This is a genomic window from Paraperibacillus esterisolvens (assembly GCF_046237625.1).
Classification (GTDB): Bacteria; Bacillota; Bacilli; order Bacillales; family DSM-1321; genus Paraperibacillus; species Paraperibacillus esterisolvens.
Genome location: NZ_CP143545.1, coordinates 1,822,926 through 1,840,407 on the forward strand (window position 1 = coordinate 1,822,926; position 17,482 = coordinate 1,840,407).

Here is a 17,482-nt window from a genome sequence, read left to right on the forward strand (position 1 = left end):
AGCTAATATCCACCATCTCCGCCTAATGTAAATGGTGGTGTTTTGAAAGTGTGGAAAAGGAGACAAATCCAGGACCTTTAAAATATGTTTTGTAAAAAAAGATTGATTCAATCTCCTAAAACGCGTTTACCCATCACAGGGACGTCAAAGGAATTGAATAAAAAATTAAATACATTGATTTGAGTAATAATAAAGTAAGAGAACGAAAACAGCCTTACCAAAAGGGGAAGGCTGTTTTCAATACATCATGCTATAAATTCACCGCATTACAGCATTTATATCTGTTTCTTTTCTGCTCCGTGGGACCGGGACCCTGAGTTATTGTTGTATAATTAATCGGAGAATACAAAGGAGGAAGGAATGAATAACAATGAGTAAGTCATTTCCTAGATTGTTTGATTTCTTTATGACTCCTTTAGAAAAAACCAAATTTAAAAAATCAGGAAAGATCTGCTGATAAAAGCAAAGGGTTCAGTACTGGAAATAGGTTCAGGCACAGGAATTAATTTTCCTTATTACTCTCATGACGCAGAGGTTATTGCTATCGAACCGAGTCAGGACATGATTGAACGTTCACTAAAGAGAAAAGCCGGATCCGCTGCTAATATACAAATAGAAAAAGAGAGTGCCGAACAGCTGCCATATCAGGACGAAACGTTTGATAGCGTTGTAGCTACATTGGTTTTATGCAGTATTCCGAATCCTGTACAGGCCCTTAGAGAAATAAAGAGGGTGTGTAAGGCTGGAGGAAGGATCCTTGTGTTCGAGCATGTGAAAATGGATAATCCTTTTTTTGCTAACATGCAAAAATGGTTAACTCCCTACTGGAAAAAGATCTGTGATGGCTGCTGCCTGGATCGGGACACAGAAAAGATGATTAAGGAAGTTGGTTTTGCCATTGTGGAGAAAAGAGAGTTTTACAAGGGTCTCTTTATTCAGTTGGAGTTAGTGAAAACTAATAAATGACTGTTCCGCAGAATGGGGCAGCCAGTAATTATTATTAATTGAGGAAAAGGGGCCCTTGTATGAGGCCCCTTAAAAAATGGTAACTTAAAGGGAATTGGTTTTCGTCGTAAAGAAACGTTTAGAACCGTTATCTCTTTATTTTTAGCTGATTTATGTCGTAAAGAATCCTTTAGAACACTTTTCTTCTAAAACAGAGCCCATTTTGGTGGTAATGAGTCCTTTAGAACCGCTTTCATTTAAAATTTAACTGATTTATGTTCTAAAGAAACCTTTAGAACACTTTTCTCATAAAACATAGCCGATTTTGGCCGAAAACATTCATTTACAAATATTTTCCGAAAAAATGCAGCCATTTTTTGTTCATAAGGCTAAAGCTTACTCCCATGAACCACCTTCACAAATAAATCCGATACCCACAATAAGCCACAAGGACAACGAGCACTGAGAAAAAGCCTTTCTCGAAGCCGCCGCCGGTTTTGATGCCAAGGGGAAGGGCGACGCGCACTTTAAAGGGCCAGAATAGCTGGATGCCCCGTATGGTGAGGGCATCGAGCAGCAGGTGGCTGGCCATTCCGATCCAGATGCCGAATTCGATGGCAGAAGGCCATGGGGTTAATCGGAATAGGGCGAATGCAGCCAGCATAAAGAGCAGGCTGTGTGTCAGGGTGCGGTGGCCGAATGCCTTGCTGACCAGATTGTCGAGGAGCGGGATCATCCGGCCGATGGTGGATGTGGGCGAACAGATGTCGGGTATGAGTGCTCCGGCTGCGCAGCTCGCAATAAACAGGGTTTCATCATGGATGCTTCCGCCTTTTGTTAAGTAAAGGGCACCGGCCGCGATTCCGCCGGCTATATGTGTTTTTCCTTGCATAGTACCTCCTGGCGAACAAATGTTTTTATATTACTATAATAAACGGAAGCGGAAAGAGAGTACAGGGACTATTTTCCTGCAGAAATAGTTTTGGAGAATTCAGAACCTTTCGTTTTTTTAAACGAGCCGCTGGCGGTATAATGAAAGTGCTTATTTAATAGAAAGAGGGTGCAGACTAATGGAATATACAAAACTCGGCAATACAGGCCTGGATGTATCGCGCCTCTGTCTTGGGTGCATGAGCTTCGGGGTGCCGGAGCGGGGCAATCATCAGTGGGTGCTGGATGAGGAAAAGAGCCGTCCTATCATCAAAAAGGCGATTGAATCGGGAATCAATTTCTTTGATACGGCCAATGTGTATTCGGACGGAACAAGTGAGGAAATCGTCGGCCGGGCGCTTAGGGACTTTGCGAGCCGTGATGAAATCGTGTTGGCCACGAAGGTGCATGGCCGGAGGCGTCCAGGTCCGAATGGAGCCGGTTTGTCACGTAAGGCGATCATGAGTGAAATCGACAGCAGCCTGAAGCGGCTGGGGACGGATTATGTGGATCTGTACCAGATTCATAGATGGGATTATCATACACCGATCGAAGAAACGATGGAGGCGCTGCATGATGTGGTTAAGGCTGGGAAGGCGAGGTATATCGGTGCTTCCTCCATGTATTCCTGGCAGTTCCTGAAGGCGCTGAATGTGGCGGACCGCCGGGGCTGGACCCGGTTTGTCAGCATGCAGAATCACTTGAACCTCTTATACCGGGAAGAAGAGCGCGAGATGCTTCCGCTGTGTGTGGAAGAAAAAATCGGCGTCATTCCGTGGAGTCCGCTTGCAAGGGGAAAATTGACCCGGGACTGGGAGGAAACGACGGAACGATCAGAGACAGATGAATTCGGCAAGACGCTATATGCCGCAACAGAAGCCGCCGACCGGCGTGTGGTGGAGAAAGTGGCCGAGCTGGCAGAAGCGAGGGGAGTGCCGCGTGCCCGAATCGCGCTCGCCTGGGTGCTGCAGAAAGAGCCGGTGACTGCCCCGATCATTGGTGCGACCAAGATGTATCAGCTGGAGGATGCCGTGGCAGCAGTTGAAATCAAACTCACTCCGGAAGAAGTGGCGCAGCTCGAGGAGCCTTATGTGCCGCATCCGGTATTGGGGTTCAGTTAACTTCTTTCCATAGAGGGGTATTGAACGTGAGTTCGAATCTCTCCTGGAACGTTATTTATATATCAGTTTAACCCTTGGTATAGGGTTTTGGACAGATAAGGGATGCTACCACAGATTAGAAAACTGTGGGAGTATCCATATTTTTATGCCTAAAATATAATGCTACAATTTTCTATTACCCTTGGATTTTGAAGAAGCAAGTAACGTAGCCCAACCAGCACGTGTGCTATTGTTTTCCTGGGCGTTCATCAATTGGGCGGTGGACGAAGATGCTAAAATCTTATCATTTAATTTTCTGTTTGCCTGAAGATTTCTTTATTGAGCGTGGTGAATATAAAACAATCCCAGTACCTATGAAGTAATAGAATATGCTAGTCAATGGAATAGCAGTCCCAATTTCAATTTTCCAACACGTAGGGTCTATCATGTCAACCCATTTCGACTATGAAAAGATAGGATAAAAAAGAATGATTCCTAAAAGGTAGGTTATTTGATGTAAATTAATATATATTAGCATTTTAGTAATGTGATAGGTGACTAAACTTTTAATTTTATATTATATTTATTTACCCTTAATAACATACTTTTAAAATATTGGAAAAATACTTTAGGTTGTAGTTAAATGACATTGTATTTTAAACAATTCAATTTCAAATTTGCGACTATTCTTAGTCCAGGATGTGGTAAAATATTCATACAACTAATCTAACTAAAAAAGAAAGTATGAGTTTCTTATAAAAGGGGATTAAGAAATGAAAAGATGCAATACTTGTGAAACTTGGGGAACAGAGCCTCATCCCCATAACCACATAGAAGAAGAAGTTGAGGGTTTGCTTGAATTAATTGATTTAAATAGAAGCGATAATACATATACGGCAGAAAATGCAAAACTACGAGAATCAATTATATATAGATACGTCTGGTCGCCCTCAGACTTATTTAAAATCGACTCAAGTCAGTCTATTGCTTCAGTTGCCCATTGTCTTTGCATTAATTGCATAAAATATAGTCTGTCATTTGTGCCACACTATGGGGATGGGGCATACTGTACGGCAAATGAACATCTTAAGTTAGAACACCCTAGAGTTGTACATTCACATGGTATTGATATTCGAGACATGAACTATAGAATTGTAATGAGAATTAGGGATACTGCTAAGTTTAAAAAAATTAGCAAAACGGCAGGTGTGATTAGAAGCATTCCCGAAGGGCAAGAATTATACGTAGGAGGACTAGTTTTTTCTGAAAAAAATACGATTAAAGTGATTGGATTTCAAGAATGGAATGGACATGAATGGGTAGACATATTATTGGAGGATCTAAAAGGGGTGAGTTGAAATGGGTATTGAAAGAATTATGTTTAATCCTTACCAAGACAAAAACATCCAAGATGTAATTGGCATAATTGAAGAATACTTAAATGAAACTCATCCTAAAACGGCTCTATCAGAAATTTCAAATAAGATATTTTTTGATGATTCAGTTGGTTGGAGAGAAATTTTAAAGATAATCTTCAAAAATAATGAGCATCTAACAGTACGGATTCCTCTATACTTTATTGAGTTTGTTCAAACTCAGAGTAATGAAATCCTTCCACAATACTCCTATTTAATTACATTCTTGGTCGCTGAAAATTTATTAGATGTAGATTTTCTAACAAAAGAAATATTTCAATCAATAGGAAACGAAAATGCTAAGTATCTTCTTATGTCTTTTTTAGCTTCGTGGAATCTTGATAAGGCTATGGAGCTGGATGCTTCATATATAGATAATAATTTTAAACATAAAATAGAATCAGAACGTATTCCAATTAGACAATTGATTTTAAGTGCGGCGGATGCATCTTATTTTAATGTAGTAAGTAATATGTTAATGGATGTAACGATACAGTATTATTTCAACAATGAAATAAAGCGAATAATAAATGCTGGAAATGTCGATGATTTAAAACAACTTGAACTTTTTCTAGATAGATGTAATAAGGACAGCCAAGAGCATATCATTGAGTTTTTCTCTGATTTGACCGAGTTAGGAACTGTACAGACTTTCTTGTTAAAGCAATGGAATTTTAAATTAACGGAACGATTGTATAAGAATTTTTCAACCAATAATCATTTAATGTCAGACTACTCAAGGGAAATTTCTTTAATTGCTGTAAATAGGTTAAAACGGAAACAAAATACAAATTATTCTGTAGCAGCAAGATATGAGATAAACAAGCTCAAGGAAATGGACAAAAATTATATTCTACAACGAGTTAAGAAAATTGCTGATACGGAAATTGTAGATTATGACAATGTTATTGTACCACCAGTTAATGATGCTTGGGAGTGGAAGGACTACGCTCATTATTTAGTTACAGCGTATAAAGAAAAACACCCTGAAGAAGAGACAATCCATGTACAAAAATTAGCTAATGAATTAGGTATTGAAACAATTGTAAAGAGACTTGGTACGGAAAATTTTGATGCCTGTTTAGTTAGAGATTGTACTCTTAAAGCTCCAGTTATAATAGTAAATAGCACAAAAAAGTCAATGGGAAGAGTTAATTTTTCTATAGCCCATGAAATAGCCCATGCTGTTTTACCTCATCATGCGAATAGAAGCTTCTTTTGTTTTTTAGATGATGTCACAGAATCAAATAAATTTAAAATGGATAAACATTTAGAGATTGAAGCAAACAAGTTTGCAGCATACATATTATTACCAGATAAACAGTTTAAGGAAGAAGTCAACAAGTTAAACTTCACAATGAAAAATGTATATATGCTAAGTAAAAAGTATAGTGCTTCAATGGTGTTGGTTGCAAAAAAGTGGGCAGAGGTAAGTAACCTTGAAATTGCAATGGTTCTCAGTACCGATGGGTTAGTGGATTGGTGGATTAAGTCAGATAGTTTTCCCTACTCTTGGATTGAACCAGTTATTGATAAACAATCATCAGTATTTCTATCTTTTAACTCGAAAGGTAAATCTAAAAGGAAGAAAGTTATGTTTGACCAGTGGTTTAAATCAGATTTTCCGAGATATAGACTTCATGAAGAATCTTATGCTATCTTTGATAACAAGGCACTTACTTTACTTCAAATCGTTGATGTTGAATAAAATATAATGGATTACTCGCGTTGGGGTGTAATCCGTTTTTCCAGTGATTTTAGCAAGCGGTTACAAATTGTTCGTATGTCTAGAATAAAATGTAATTCTAATCGAGCATAACAAACTAAACGTAAAGAAATATGCTAGAAATCCCCATTACGACGTGGGGTTTTTTGCTGTATAAATTTCGATTTTTATCCAATTGAAATGTTACATTAGGTAATTTTATTGTAATAATTTTCAGAGAGCTATTAATAGCATTAGTTGTAGGTTTTTATAGGCATTGTTATATTTATTTGGAGGTATACAATGAAAATAAAAAAGATTATGTCACAGCATCAAGTGAGTGTTTCCGCTGAATCCTTTACTGCAACCTTATTTGCTTGGGCGGGTTTTGATGTATCTGTTCAATACGGAGCTAATCAACCTGAATATGACCTTATTGTTGCAAAGGGTGACAAGATGGCTAAAGTGTCTGTAAAAGGTAGTCAAGATGGTGGATGGGGTTTGACCCAAAAGTACTTGAAAAACAGTGACTATCATGGTGCTATTGATAATTGGCTTGAAAACCATTCCAATAAAACAATTTTTAGCTTGGTTCAGTTTAAAGGTGTCGATTTCGAATTAGACATGATGCCAAAAGTTTATTTAGCATCACCATTAGATATAGCTGGTTATATGAAAACTATGAGAAATGGAACTGGAAATACCAGTTTAAAAATGTACCATGAATGGAAAACTGGAGTTGCTAAAGGTATAGTGATACTATCCCATTGAGTTGGAAGTTCAGTAAACAAAGAATAGATGAATTAATAAAATAAGTAACTCTTTTTGTCTTGAAATAAAATATCACATCTTTTATTTGATGAGGGAATTAACGATTCTCTCTATATAAACTTTAATTCATCTTCTATGTAACTATTATTCTATTTTGCAACACAATTTCTTCGTTTTTTATATACCACAGCAATCCCCCCTTGTTAAAAATATTAATTTCAACAAAGTAGTAATATTTTCCTGTATAATTTTACTATATGAAATTTTTATCTGTAATCTTCTTTATAGGAGGGGTAATTTGTTAGAACAAATTATCAATGAAAGACTACGAGAAGTACCACCTAAAAACTGTACTATTGTCAAAGGTAGCACTCCGATTATTGCATTTGGGAGATTTAGAAGTGCAAAAGTTGCTACAGTTAGTCTAAATCCAAGCTGGGCAGAGTTTGAAAGAGTAAAGGAATATTATCGTTTTCATACTTTGGAAACTTTAGGTGTAGACAGTTACACTGATATTACGGAAAAGCATGTAATCGAAATAATAGATTACTGTGAAAGATATTTTGAAAGATATTTCACTACAGGTGTAAGAAAGATAAAGAAAAGTCCACTCTATTATAAGTCATGGTTTAATCCAATGGAGAAAATGATAAATGATATTTTGGGAGTTAGTTATCTAGAAGGAAGTGCTTGTCATCTGGATATAAGCCAATGGGCTACAAAAAAAACATGGGGGAATCTAACAGAGACTCAGAGAAGAACATTAGTAGGGAAGAAGGATTTAGAACTACTAAGAAACCAATTATTAGCTAATAATTACGAAATTATTTTATTGAATGGTGCAACAACCTCATCAGTGTTTTTAAAGCAATGCTTTAATATTCATAATTATAAAACTGTTACTCTTCAAAATACACTCAGGAGTAAAGGTGAGAAAACAATAACTAAAGTGGAAGGTTATTACATTGACGTGAATAACATCTTAGGTGAGGAACTTAAAAAGCCAATTAAAATTGTGGGTTGGAATGATTATATCCAAAAAAAACCAACAAATATTGAAATGATTAAAAATTGGGTAAAAAGTACAATAATTTAAAGGCTTAAAGAACTTTAAGACCATCTGAACAACAACTCTATTTTTATATCGTTTACGGATAGAATAGAGGAAATTTATCCTGTGATAAGGGATAATCCATTTGTTGAAAAGATATGGATGATGTGATTTCTCTCAAAAGATAACAATGAAAGGTATAAGGTAAATAATCTGTGGTTGAATTAGTAAAAGAGATATTATCGAAAATAGGAATACCTGGGGTTTTGATTACAATTATAATAATTTTATTGAAAATTAATCCCATAACATCTATTTCATCGAGTTGGGTAGAATTGAAGTTGTCTACCAAAGAAAAACGGTTATATATTCGTGTAATAAGAACCTTTTTTGAAATTGTTTTTTACGTACTTTTTCTTTTGATAATAACGGATACATTTTTTTCTACTAAAAATATATATCGTCCAATAATTGCTGTTATTAGTGGGATTATACTCTTGGGGATTTTTATTTGGATTTTAATATTAGACCTAAAAGAGAAATCATTTTTTGACCTTATTAAATCGAGTGCGAAAAAATGCGAAAAAATATCAATTTATTTTTTGTTTCTATTGCATTTTATTTTAAGTATATTTATACTACCTTCTTACTATGTGGGAACACAAATATACTCAGAATTTTATAATGAATCACTAACAAAAGAGGAACGATTAGGAGTTTTAATAGCTGTAATTAGCTTATTTTTATTTTTCATTGTTTCTATATATTTTACAATAATTAAAACCTTTTATAGATTCTTAGGTTTTAGAAGCAATTTAATAAATAATTTAACAATAAAAATTGGCGATGAAACTTGGTATATTTTTCACCCAATTGAAAAAGAACTATTTTTATTAGGTAATAAACCTGTAATTAGCCAATGTACGAAAATAAGGATTATAGAAAAAAATGAGTTGTTAAAAGAACAGATAGAAATAAAGAAAGATGAACATAGAAGCTTAATATAGAAATGAATATTGTTTTTAAACGCGTTGGCATTTTGTCGTGCGTTTTTTATTTAAATAAAACTAACCAAATAACGAGAACTGATTGAAGGTTGAGGAACTTCTATAGGTTTTGTTATATTTAGCTGGTAATATTAACCTTATGTCCTTTTAGAGCTAAAAAAGAAACTCCTTCTATAAAATCATTGTAGAATATGAGAATACGTTGTAGGACTCTTTAAGAGGTTTTTTTTATAAGTGGATGTTACTAGTTAAATCCAGTAAATCTTTATTCATTAAAGATACTTATGCTCCTTTTCCAATCTAAATTAATATCATGAAAGAACATTTTCAAAATATTCTTATGTAGCCCCTTTTAAAGTGTTAATATTTAGATAATAGGTATTTTTCCCAAAGGAGGAATTTATATGGCAGAACTGTTTTTGAAGGATGATGAAATAAAAGAAATCTTTAAAACACACTTAAAAATAGAATCGAAGGTAATGTCGATAGAAACGCTTTTTGCTAACGAGAGAAGGACTAAAAACACAGTGTTTGACCCCTATTACCAGAGAAATTATGTTTGGGATACTGATAAGGCAAGTTATTTTATTGAAAGTATTCTTTTAGGAACTGAAATACCACCATTAGTATTTTTTAACACCGGTAAAAATATTATTGAGGTAATTGACGGAAGGCAACGTTTTGAAACGATAAAACGTTTTAAAGAAAATAAATTTCATTTAACTAAAAAAGGGTTAAGTGTCTTTACTGACTTAAAGAAAAAAAGTTTTGACGATTTAAGTATAGAAATCCAAGATGTTTTTTGGGACACTAAGCTACGAATAATAGAGTTTAGTGTGGTAAATGAGCCTAAATTAGATGAGAGAAAAGAAGACCAGATTAAAAAGGAAATCTTTAGAAGATATAACTCAGGAATCACTCCCTTAAAAAACGTAGAGATTGAAAAAGCTATATACGAAATTAATGACACTAATACTTATTTCAAGAAAAAATTACAAAGTTCTGAAAATGATTATTTATCTTTTTTAGATTTATTTTTTTCCGATAGAGAAAAGGAAACTAAAGAAAAAGGCATAACGCTTGAGAAAGCAATGCAAAAGGTAAGATTATTTTTAGTTCTTCATAATTTGCCTATAAATTACTATAGTACATTGAATGGAAGAAAAGAAGTAATTCAACGTTTTTTCGAAAATTTAAGTAATAATAATCCTAATGTTGAAGAGTTATATGATAGTTTTATTTCAAAAGTTTATTTATTAAAAGAAATTAAACGCCTTTTAATCGCTAATAATGTAGAACATAATAAATTAGTATTTGAATGCTTATTCTGGGTATTCACTATCTTGGAACAAGAAAAAGTAAGTCTACAAAAAATAAATAATCATAAATTATTAAGAAATTTAGTCAGCTTTATATCTAAGAACATAAATATATATAATCAAGAAAATAGCCATTTTTATATGGAGATGAAGGAACGGTATACTGGAACGGCCTCGTTCTTCGAGCAATATTTCAGCATAAATTTGGAAATATACATCAAAAATAATAATAATTCTCTACAAAAAATAAAAACAGTAATGAATAGTAATTCAACTGACACCAATAAAATAATTGAGGAATTTGAAACTCTTAGGTTAAATAAGCCAGATGCTAGTACAACTACGATTGATGATATTTGTCGATTAATGAACAGAAAAAGATTTTTACTTCGCCCTTCATACCAAAGGGGTGAATCAATTAATCAGATGAAATCATCTGCAATAATTGAAAGTATTTTATTAGGTATTAAGTTACCTCCAATCTTTATTTTTAAAAGACCAGATGGTGTATTAGAGGTTGTTGATGGCCAACAGAGATTGTTATCAATACTTGGATTTATAGGTCAAGATTTTCAAGATGAAAATGGAGAAAGGGTTAAATCAGAAAAAAATAATTATAAATTAAATAACTTACGAATATTGACCGAGTTAAATGGAAAATCATATAACGATTTTGATGAAGTCTATAAAGAAATGATTTTAGACTTCAACTTATCTTTGGTTACTATTGACTCAAAAATAAACCCTAAATTTGACCAAATTGATTTATTTATTAGATTAAATAACAAGCCGTATCCTATTCGTGAAAATACATTCGAAATGTGGAACTCTTATATTGATGTCGGTATTATTAGTAAGATTCGAAAAATTAGTAGTAAAAATGATAAATGGTTTTTCTCTAGGTTACAAAACACTAGAATGGAAAATGAAGAATTAATAACTACACTGGGGTATTTTGAATATAAAGCAGATAATCCAGTTGAAAATGTTGTTGACCTAGATATTTATCAAAGGAACGATAAAATTAACTTTAGAATAAAGTCGAAGGTTGAAATCACTAAGTTACTTAATACAGCTTCTGAGCAAGAAGATTTAAAGCACGAGTATTTAAAATCACTAAGTAAGGTTGAAAATTTTATTAAGAAATTAAAACTATTACTTGTCGATAGAGACATTGAAGATAATCTAGACAATTATTTAAAAAAGGAACTTGACGAAATCTTTTATTTGACGCACTCAAGAACAGCAAGAAGAACATTACAAAATTTTTATGCTCTTTGGTATTTACTTTCTAATATTAGTTATGAAATGGTAAAGTTCAATAGAATTGAAATAAAGCAAAATATAACTAATATCTTTAAGTTCACAAAATCTTTAACATCGGATGACCAAAATGGTGTCGGATTAACAAAATATAAAAATATGGTATATGAGTTTTGGAACAAATACCAAGTAGAAGAAAGACGAATAAAGCTTTCACAGGATGAGAAAAAAGGATTACTTGAAAAACAACATAACATCTGTCCGATATGTAACTCTTTGCTATTTATTACAGATGAATTAGAGGTAGACCATAAAGTACCTTTAGGTATTGGAGGTGGAGATAGATTTTTAAACTTACAAATAACTCATAAAGATTGTAATAGAAAAAAAGGAGTTAGAGTTTCTAATTAGTAAAATAAATTGACAAAATTAATTTAGGCACGCTATAAATTATCTTTCTGGTGGGGGCACTTTTCACCATTTTCAAAGGTTATATTTAGGGGGATATGCTTTAGCTCTTCTGTTCCCGCAATCAGAGTAAAAAATTTTACCGTGTAAAACATACTAAAATAGTCTTAATTGACGATGTTTTTACGTATATATTTCATTCATTAATAAATTAGATAATAAACATTTTCACACATTTAAGTGGCTCTTTCTTGTACAATTGGATGAAATTAAGTATTGTTTAAAAACCTGGGTATAACAATGCTCAAATGATGATTCAAATGGCAATGAAACCATCCAAAAAGAAAAATCAATCTAGAGTTATTAAGGAAAGGCTCAGTTAGAGCCTTTCTTTTTTTTAAAATCTTACTTCGGATAACAAATATTATAGAAGTATCAGCTTAAAATGTGATAAAATTAAGAAGAAATGTAGGATACCTTTAAAGGATAGCTGTCGGACTAAGGAACAAAAACAGGACAGTGGTCTTCCTATAAACCCATATGTATCAACCATATTTTTGTTCCAGTAGCTCAGCACGATAGAGCGACAGCCTCCTAAGCTGTAAGTCGTGAGTTTGCACACTAGTACAATATTATGGCAGCTCTTCAATCTTGTTTTAGTCATACTGGTTGTTGGTCTTGTGACCTTCTTTTTAAGAAAAAAAGCCAAAAAAGAAAAGTAAACCTCATTTTTTATGTTAAAATAATAAAAGAAAAATAGTGTAAACAAGAGGTTCTAGCACCCCTCTCTAAAAAAACTAAGAAGAAGCGGTACTTCTCTTGGAGTGCGGCTTTTTCTGTTATGAAGGAGCAGTTGCTATGAGTGGTTTTCGAATTGTAGAAAAGCTTCAAAAGATGGATGAGGATATCAAGAGGAATCAGCTGAGATATCATAAGAAGCGGGTATTGGTGAGCAAGGAGTTCACGTTTGATGCAGCGCATCATCTCCATGCCTATGAAGGCAAATGCATGAATCTTCATGGTCATACCTATAAGGCCGTGTTTGGCATCAGCGGGTTTGCGGATGACCGCGGCCTGGTTATTGACTTTGGGGATATCAAGGAAATCTGGAAGACGGAGATTGAGATATACCTGGATCATCACTACCTGAATGAGACACTTCCGCCGATGAATACATCGGCTGAGAATATAGTTGTCTGGATTTATGAGAAAATGAAGGATGCCCTCGACCGGCGTGCAGAAGCCTATCCGGGTGCGCGGGTGGAGTTTGTCCGTCTTTATGAAACTCCGACAAGCTATGCTGAGGCAAGACGGGAGTGGATGGAGAATGAGTAAGATACCGGTGATGGAAATTTTCGGACCGACCATCCAGGGTGAAGGGATGGTGATCGGGCAGAAGACGATGTTCGTCCGGACGGCCGGCTGTGATTATTCATGTGCCTGGTGTGATTCAGCATTCACCTGGGACGGCTCGGGCAAGCATTTGATTCGGCAGATGGAAGCGGAAGAAATCTGGAATGAGCTTGTGAAGCTCGGGGGAGACGGTTTTTCCCTGGTCACGATTTCAGGCGGAAATCCAGCGCTGTTGAAAAACCTTGGAAGCCTTATTGATCATTTCAAGGAGAACTCGGTGCGCACCGCCCTTGAAACACAGGGAAGCAGGTGGCAGGACTGGTTCCTGGATATCAACGAACTCACTCTTTCCCCGAAGCCGCCGAGCTCCGGGATGAAGACGGATTTTGAGGCGCTTGATCTCATCATCGAGAAAGTGGAGGGGAGATCGCCTTCCTATAACTGCAGTCTGAAGGTAGTCATTTTTGATGACCGGGATTACGAGTATGCGAAGAATGTGCATCAGAGATATCCGGGAATCCCTTTTTATCTGCAGGTGGGGAACGGCGATATCGTGACAACGGATAATGAGCAGCTGGTCTCCGGTCTGCTCAGGCAGTATGAGAATTTGATTGATAAGGTCATGCTGGACCGGGAGTTTAAGGATGTACGGGTCCTGCCGCAGCTGCATACCTATATCTGGGGCAATAAGCGCGGCGTATAAAATGACAAAAGGCTTCCTGGCGGCAGGAAGCCTTTTGTCATGAAGAATATTTGCTGATGGTGAGCCCGCTGTCTTCCGTCCATTCAGCATACATCACATCCTTATAGGAATGGATTTTCTTTTGTGCCAGTTGGTCTTTCAGCCAGGATTCATCCAGTCCGGCCTCTCTCAAGTTGGCTCCAAAGACCTTTCCATCCATGATAAAGGCGGCTGGAATTGATACCTTCTTCTCTGGGATCTGCAGATCTTCCTTAGTAGGTGCTCCGTATTTATGCTTCGGTGCGATTGAGATCTGTCCGTCCCGCTCGAGCACCACATATTCCGCTTCAAATAGGGAGAAATAGCCCTGATTCCGCATCAGTTGCTGCAGCTGATGAAAATCGATTTTGTTCTTTTTTAAATTTTTATAGAGAATTTCTCCCTTATTGATCAGGATGGAGGGAGTTCCCTCGAATTTTGCCCTCAAGTAAGGAGATTTTTGAGTGGCGAGCTCCACCAGGTAAATCAGCAGTCCCCAGACGCTTATGGTCAAAAGGATCTCCTTGATGCCGGCTGCATCATCAAATACGGCATCTCCTACAAAATTGCCCATTACCATTCCTGAAATAAAATCAAAAGGAGTAATCTGAGAAAACTGGATTTTCCCCAGCAGATTCAACAGAATAAGCAGGGCAAAAAAGCCGGTTAAAAGCTCGATGATAATATCCTTGACTGCCATGTTTTTCACCCCATTTTGCTGAAAGGTCAGCTTCCATTCATTATGGGGAAAAAATAATATTTCTATTCCTGCAAAAAAAGGGGGGATCCCGTAATCCGGGGCCGCCCTTTCTGGTTTATTCCGATACATTCACTTCAATCGGCTCTGAAACGAGATTCCATTCCTCACCAAGCATGGTGAAGGTGTGTTTCACGAATACCTGTGCCCTGCCGGGTGCAGCGGCCTTGATGGTGTTTCCTTCCACAGACACCACATCACCGTTTGGCACGAATAATTGTGTTTCGATATTTTTTGTTTCATCCGAGCGGAAGGTTAGCTTCGCCTTGGCGTTCAGGTCGGCTGTTTTTCCGACTTTCAGATTCATCTTTTTCAGCGGCGTTTCAAGTCTTACCGGTGACTCGGACAGCCACTGGGTATAGTCGGTGATCGGTCCGATCACACCCTTCTTCAGCTGGTCGGCGAGCGGCGCTTCGGCCCGGAAGGTCCAGTGCATGCTGAGAAGTCCGCGCTGGCGCATATAGGTGATGAATTCCTGATACAAGCTTCCATAGCTTGCGTTCAGCGTTACATGGGAATTGGTGCCATAGTCGAGCATTTTCTTCGCCTGCTTCAGCTTGTCGCTTTCTGTTTTTGGGACAGCGGACGAGTAGAGATAGCCGATTGGAAGCTCCGGGTTCAGTTTGTTCACGTTCTGCATGCTGTCGAGCGCAAAGCTTTGCAGCACCACCTGATCGGTCATGCCCGCTTCCTCGATTTCAGTCAGAACCTGATCCTCATAGCCGGCTTTTTTCAGCTCGATCAGGAGAACAACAGGCTTGCCCTTGAATTCGTCCAGGAACTCTTTGAAAAGGGGGACTTTTTCACCTCTAAACTCCGGACTGAATTTAATGCCGGCATCGAGCGCCCGGATTTCCTCGAGCGTCAGATCCTCCACCTTGCCAGTGCCGTCTGTTGTGCGGTTTACGGTATCGTCATGCATGATAACAAGATGGCCGTCCTTTGTCTTCTGCACATCGGTTTCAATCATGTCGGCGCCAAGGTTATATGCAAGCCGGTAGCTTGTCATCGTGTTTTCGGGTGCCTTGGACGGAACGCCGCGGTGGGCTGCCACGATCGGGCGCTGAATCAGCGTGTTTTCCGGATACTCTCCCAGAGCAGCCCCGGTGACCTGAGGCGTGTCTGATACGATTCCATCCACACCCAGGTGAATCAGGCCATGGGCAGAATCCGCGTTTTCAGCGCCTTTTCCCCATACGGAAATGCCCCTCGTATGAAGATAATAGACCACTTCGGGCGAAAGCACCTTCTGCGGAATAATGGCCAGCTTGCCGTGATTCGCATGAATGTCCTTTGCCAGCTGTGCGAGATCATGCTTGTTTAGATCATTGCGGGTATATAGAATGCCGCCGCGGGCGGTGGGGTAGATATTGGTGACTTCTTTGACGATTTCGGGATTAGTTGAAACGATATGAACATCCGTCGTTTGGGACTCGTTTAAGGCATCGACCACCTTTTCTTCCAGTCCCTTTTGTTCCAGCTGAATGACTGGAATCGTTTTGCCCTTCATCGAAGCAAGCTTGTCCGTGAGCGTGCTATCATCCACCATCGCCTCTCCGTTCAGGCTTTTGACTTCAAGGATCGCGGATGACACATTCTGGGCTTGTTCCGCATTGCTTCCGGCTATGAGCGTAGGGGCGTTAACGATATTGGTCTCGTGTTCAGCCGGCAGGAAGGCGCCAGTATGGGCGACAGGTGGAAGCTCGCCGGGATTGCCTGTGACTCGTACATTATCAAACTGGACCGTTGTGCCCTGTGCCTGGAAGCCGACATTACCGGTTGTAAAAAGGCCTGCCTGGTCTGTGTCGATCACGAGCTTGCCATTAATGAACTGCTGGACCCGGTTTTTGCTTGCGACAATTTTGATTCGGTAGGATTTGTTCAGCTGGAAATCCTCGTGATAGAAATTCGTCTCAGGGACTACCCACTGATTTTTGTCATTACGGAGGGCAAACTCAAGGCCGTTGAGGGCGGAAGTGCCCTTGCGGATCGCTGCCTGATAGTATGGGTAATTGTTGTTCTGGATGCGGTACATCATGGATGCCCAGCGTGTATTCTCGGCTGCGGCAGTGAAAGTCATATCTGCTTCAAATACATAATCACCGCTGTCGGCGGACAGGGGAACGATTACTCTTGCAGGCTGGGAAGTGGAAGGCGAAGCCAGCACAAGCTTGCCGTCCTTGACTGAAGCCTTTCCCTGCAGCAGCTTCCAGCCGGCAGGAAGGGTATCATTGGCGGTGGTGTCGAAATTCTGGTCGACCAGGACAAGGGGGCTGGCAAGAACATGATTTACATTGCCCGGGATCAGGGGGAGACTGGAAAAAGTCAGGGTGGCGGCAAGCATTGCGCCGCTCAGTTTTCTTTTGTTAGACATGAGTACCTCCAATAATAGATTAGTAGTTTATTAACTCTCTGTATCTACTTGGTGCACCTTCTGTTATACAGGATGAATATTGCTGTGATGTAATGTTATGGTAAATCTATTGTTAATAGTAACGCGAGGTCTGAGGTTGGAGGTATATGCCGGAAGGCTTATTTATCCAGTGGCAAAAACTGTTTATCAGGATACCAGATTATTAAAATAAGCGGCAGGTTTCCTTACAAAAAGCTTTAAGGGTGCAGAAAAATGACATAAAGTGATCTGTAGATTCAGTAGGAAAGAGGCCTTAAATGATTTCAGAAAATTTATAATTATTTGCATAAAAGCGTTTACATTTCTGAATATTCAGTTTAAGCT

13 protein-coding genes are annotated in these 17,482 nt (G+C 37.8%); 10 read left to right on the forward strand and 3 right to left on the reverse strand.

The window, feature by feature from the left end:
• Positions 1-501: 501 nt before the first annotated feature.
• Positions 502-966, forward strand: coding sequence for a class I SAM-dependent methyltransferase (locus V1501_RS09185; protein ID WP_409293305.1), 465 nt, complete (start codon positions 502-504; stop codon positions 964-966).
• A 394-nt stretch (positions 967-1,360) separates the two neighbouring features.
• Here V1501_RS09185 and V1501_RS09190 read toward each other — a convergent pair whose 3' ends face one another.
• Positions 1,361-1,837: a metal-dependent hydrolase gene (locus V1501_RS09190; RefSeq protein ID WP_409292760.1), complete on the reverse strand. Its 477-nt coding sequence runs from the start codon at positions 1,835-1,837 to the stop codon at positions 1,361-1,363.
• Positions 1,838-2,015: 178 nt separating this feature from the next.
• Here V1501_RS09190 and V1501_RS09195 point away from each other — a divergent pair, with 178 nt between their 5' ends.
• From V1501_RS09195 to queE, 9 genes are all read left to right on the forward strand, one after another.
• Positions 2,016-2,996, forward strand: coding sequence for an aldo/keto reductase (locus V1501_RS09195; protein WP_409292762.1), 981 nt, complete (start codon positions 2,016-2,018; stop codon positions 2,994-2,996).
• Positions 2,997-3,748: 752 nt separating this feature from the next.
• The gene (locus tag V1501_RS09200) at positions 3,749-4,333 is read left to right on the forward strand and encodes a hypothetical protein (protein ID WP_409292763.1); all 585 of its coding nucleotides are present in this window, start codon (positions 3,749-3,751) and stop codon (positions 4,331-4,333) included.
• A 1-nt stretch (position 4,334) separates the two neighbouring features.
• Positions 4,335-6,098, forward strand: a complete 1,764-nt coding sequence (locus V1501_RS09205; protein WP_409292764.1) for an ImmA/IrrE family metallo-endopeptidase — start codon at positions 4,335-4,337, stop codon at positions 6,096-6,098.
• A 300-nt stretch (positions 6,099-6,398) separates the two neighbouring features.
• On the forward strand, positions 6,399-6,866 hold the full coding sequence (locus V1501_RS09210) for a hypothetical protein (protein ID WP_409292766.1): 468 nt from the start codon (positions 6,399-6,401) through the stop codon (positions 6,864-6,866).
• 298 nt (positions 6,867-7,164) lie between these two features.
• A complete protein-coding gene (locus tag V1501_RS09215; RefSeq protein ID WP_409292767.1) occupies positions 7,165-7,962 on the forward strand; it encodes a hypothetical protein in 798 nt (265 codons plus the stop codon).
• A gap of 170 nt (positions 7,963-8,132) precedes the next feature.
• Positions 8,133-8,924, forward strand: a complete 792-nt coding sequence (locus V1501_RS09220) for a hypothetical protein (RefSeq protein WP_409292769.1) — start codon at positions 8,133-8,135, stop codon at positions 8,922-8,924.
• Positions 8,925-9,328: 404 nt separating this feature from the next.
• Entirely contained in the window at positions 9,329-11,917 is a 2,589-nt protein-coding gene (locus tag V1501_RS09225) for an HNH endonuclease family protein (RefSeq protein WP_409292771.1), read from the forward strand.
• 855 nt (positions 11,918-12,772) lie between these two features.
• Complete coding sequence (gene queD, locus V1501_RS09230; RefSeq protein WP_409292773.1) at positions 12,773-13,249, forward strand: 6-carboxytetrahydropterin synthase QueD; 477 nt, start codon at positions 12,773-12,775, stop codon at positions 13,247-13,249.
• Positions 13,242-13,970: a 7-carboxy-7-deazaguanine synthase QueE gene (queE, locus tag V1501_RS09235; protein WP_409292774.1), complete on the forward strand. Its 729-nt coding sequence runs from the start codon at positions 13,242-13,244 to the stop codon at positions 13,968-13,970. Before queD ends, queE begins: the two co-directional genes overlap by 8 nt.
• A gap of 37 nt (positions 13,971-14,007) precedes the next feature.
• Here the strand turns inward: queE and V1501_RS09240 are convergent, their stop codons facing one another.
• Together V1501_RS09240 and V1501_RS09245 are read right to left on the reverse strand one after the other, a co-directional pair.
• Positions 14,008-14,688 (reverse strand): DUF421 domain-containing protein, encoded by a 681-nt coding sequence (locus tag V1501_RS09240; RefSeq protein WP_409292775.1) that lies wholly within the window; start codon positions 14,686-14,688, stop codon positions 14,008-14,010.
• A gap of 115 nt (positions 14,689-14,803) precedes the next feature.
• On the reverse strand, positions 14,804-17,119 hold the full coding sequence (locus tag V1501_RS09245) for a glycerophosphodiester phosphodiesterase family protein (RefSeq protein WP_409292776.1): 2,316 nt from the start codon (positions 17,117-17,119) through the stop codon (positions 14,804-14,806).
• Positions 17,120-17,482 lie beyond the last annotated feature (363 nt).

Bases quoted from the DNA above. Each gene is read 5' to 3' on its own strand.
- V1501_RS09190 (WP_409292760.1), bottom strand. From the start codon at position 1,837: ATGCAAGGAAAAACACATATAGCCGGCGGAATCGCGGCCGGTGCCCTT.
- V1501_RS09195 (WP_409292762.1), top strand. From the start codon at position 2,016: ATGGAATATACAAAACTCGGCAATACAGGCCTGGATGTATCGCGCCTC.
- V1501_RS09200 (WP_409292763.1), top strand. From the start codon at position 3,749: ATGAAAAGATGCAATACTTGTGAAACTTGGGGAACAGAGCCTCATCCC.
- V1501_RS09205 (WP_409292764.1), top strand. From the start codon at position 4,335: ATGGGTATTGAAAGAATTATGTTTAATCCTTACCAAGACAAAAACATC.
- V1501_RS09210 (WP_409292766.1), top strand. From the start codon at position 6,399: ATGAAAATAAAAAAGATTATGTCACAGCATCAAGTGAGTGTTTCCGCT.
- V1501_RS09225 (WP_409292771.1), top strand. From the start codon at position 9,329: ATGGCAGAACTGTTTTTGAAGGATGATGAAATAAAAGAAATCTTTAAA.
- queD (WP_409292773.1), top strand. From the start codon at position 12,773: ATGAGTGGTTTTCGAATTGTAGAAAAGCTTCAAAAGATGGATGAGGAT.
- queE (WP_409292774.1), top strand. From the start codon at position 13,242: ATGAGTAAGATACCGGTGATGGAAATTTTCGGACCGACCATCCAGGGT.
- V1501_RS09240 (WP_409292775.1), bottom strand. From the start codon at position 14,688: ATGGCAGTCAAGGATATTATCATCGAGCTTTTAACCGGCTTTTTTGCC.
- V1501_RS09245 (WP_409292776.1), bottom strand. From the start codon at position 17,119: ATGTCTAACAAAAGAAAACTGAGCGGCGCAATGCTTGCCGCCACCCTG.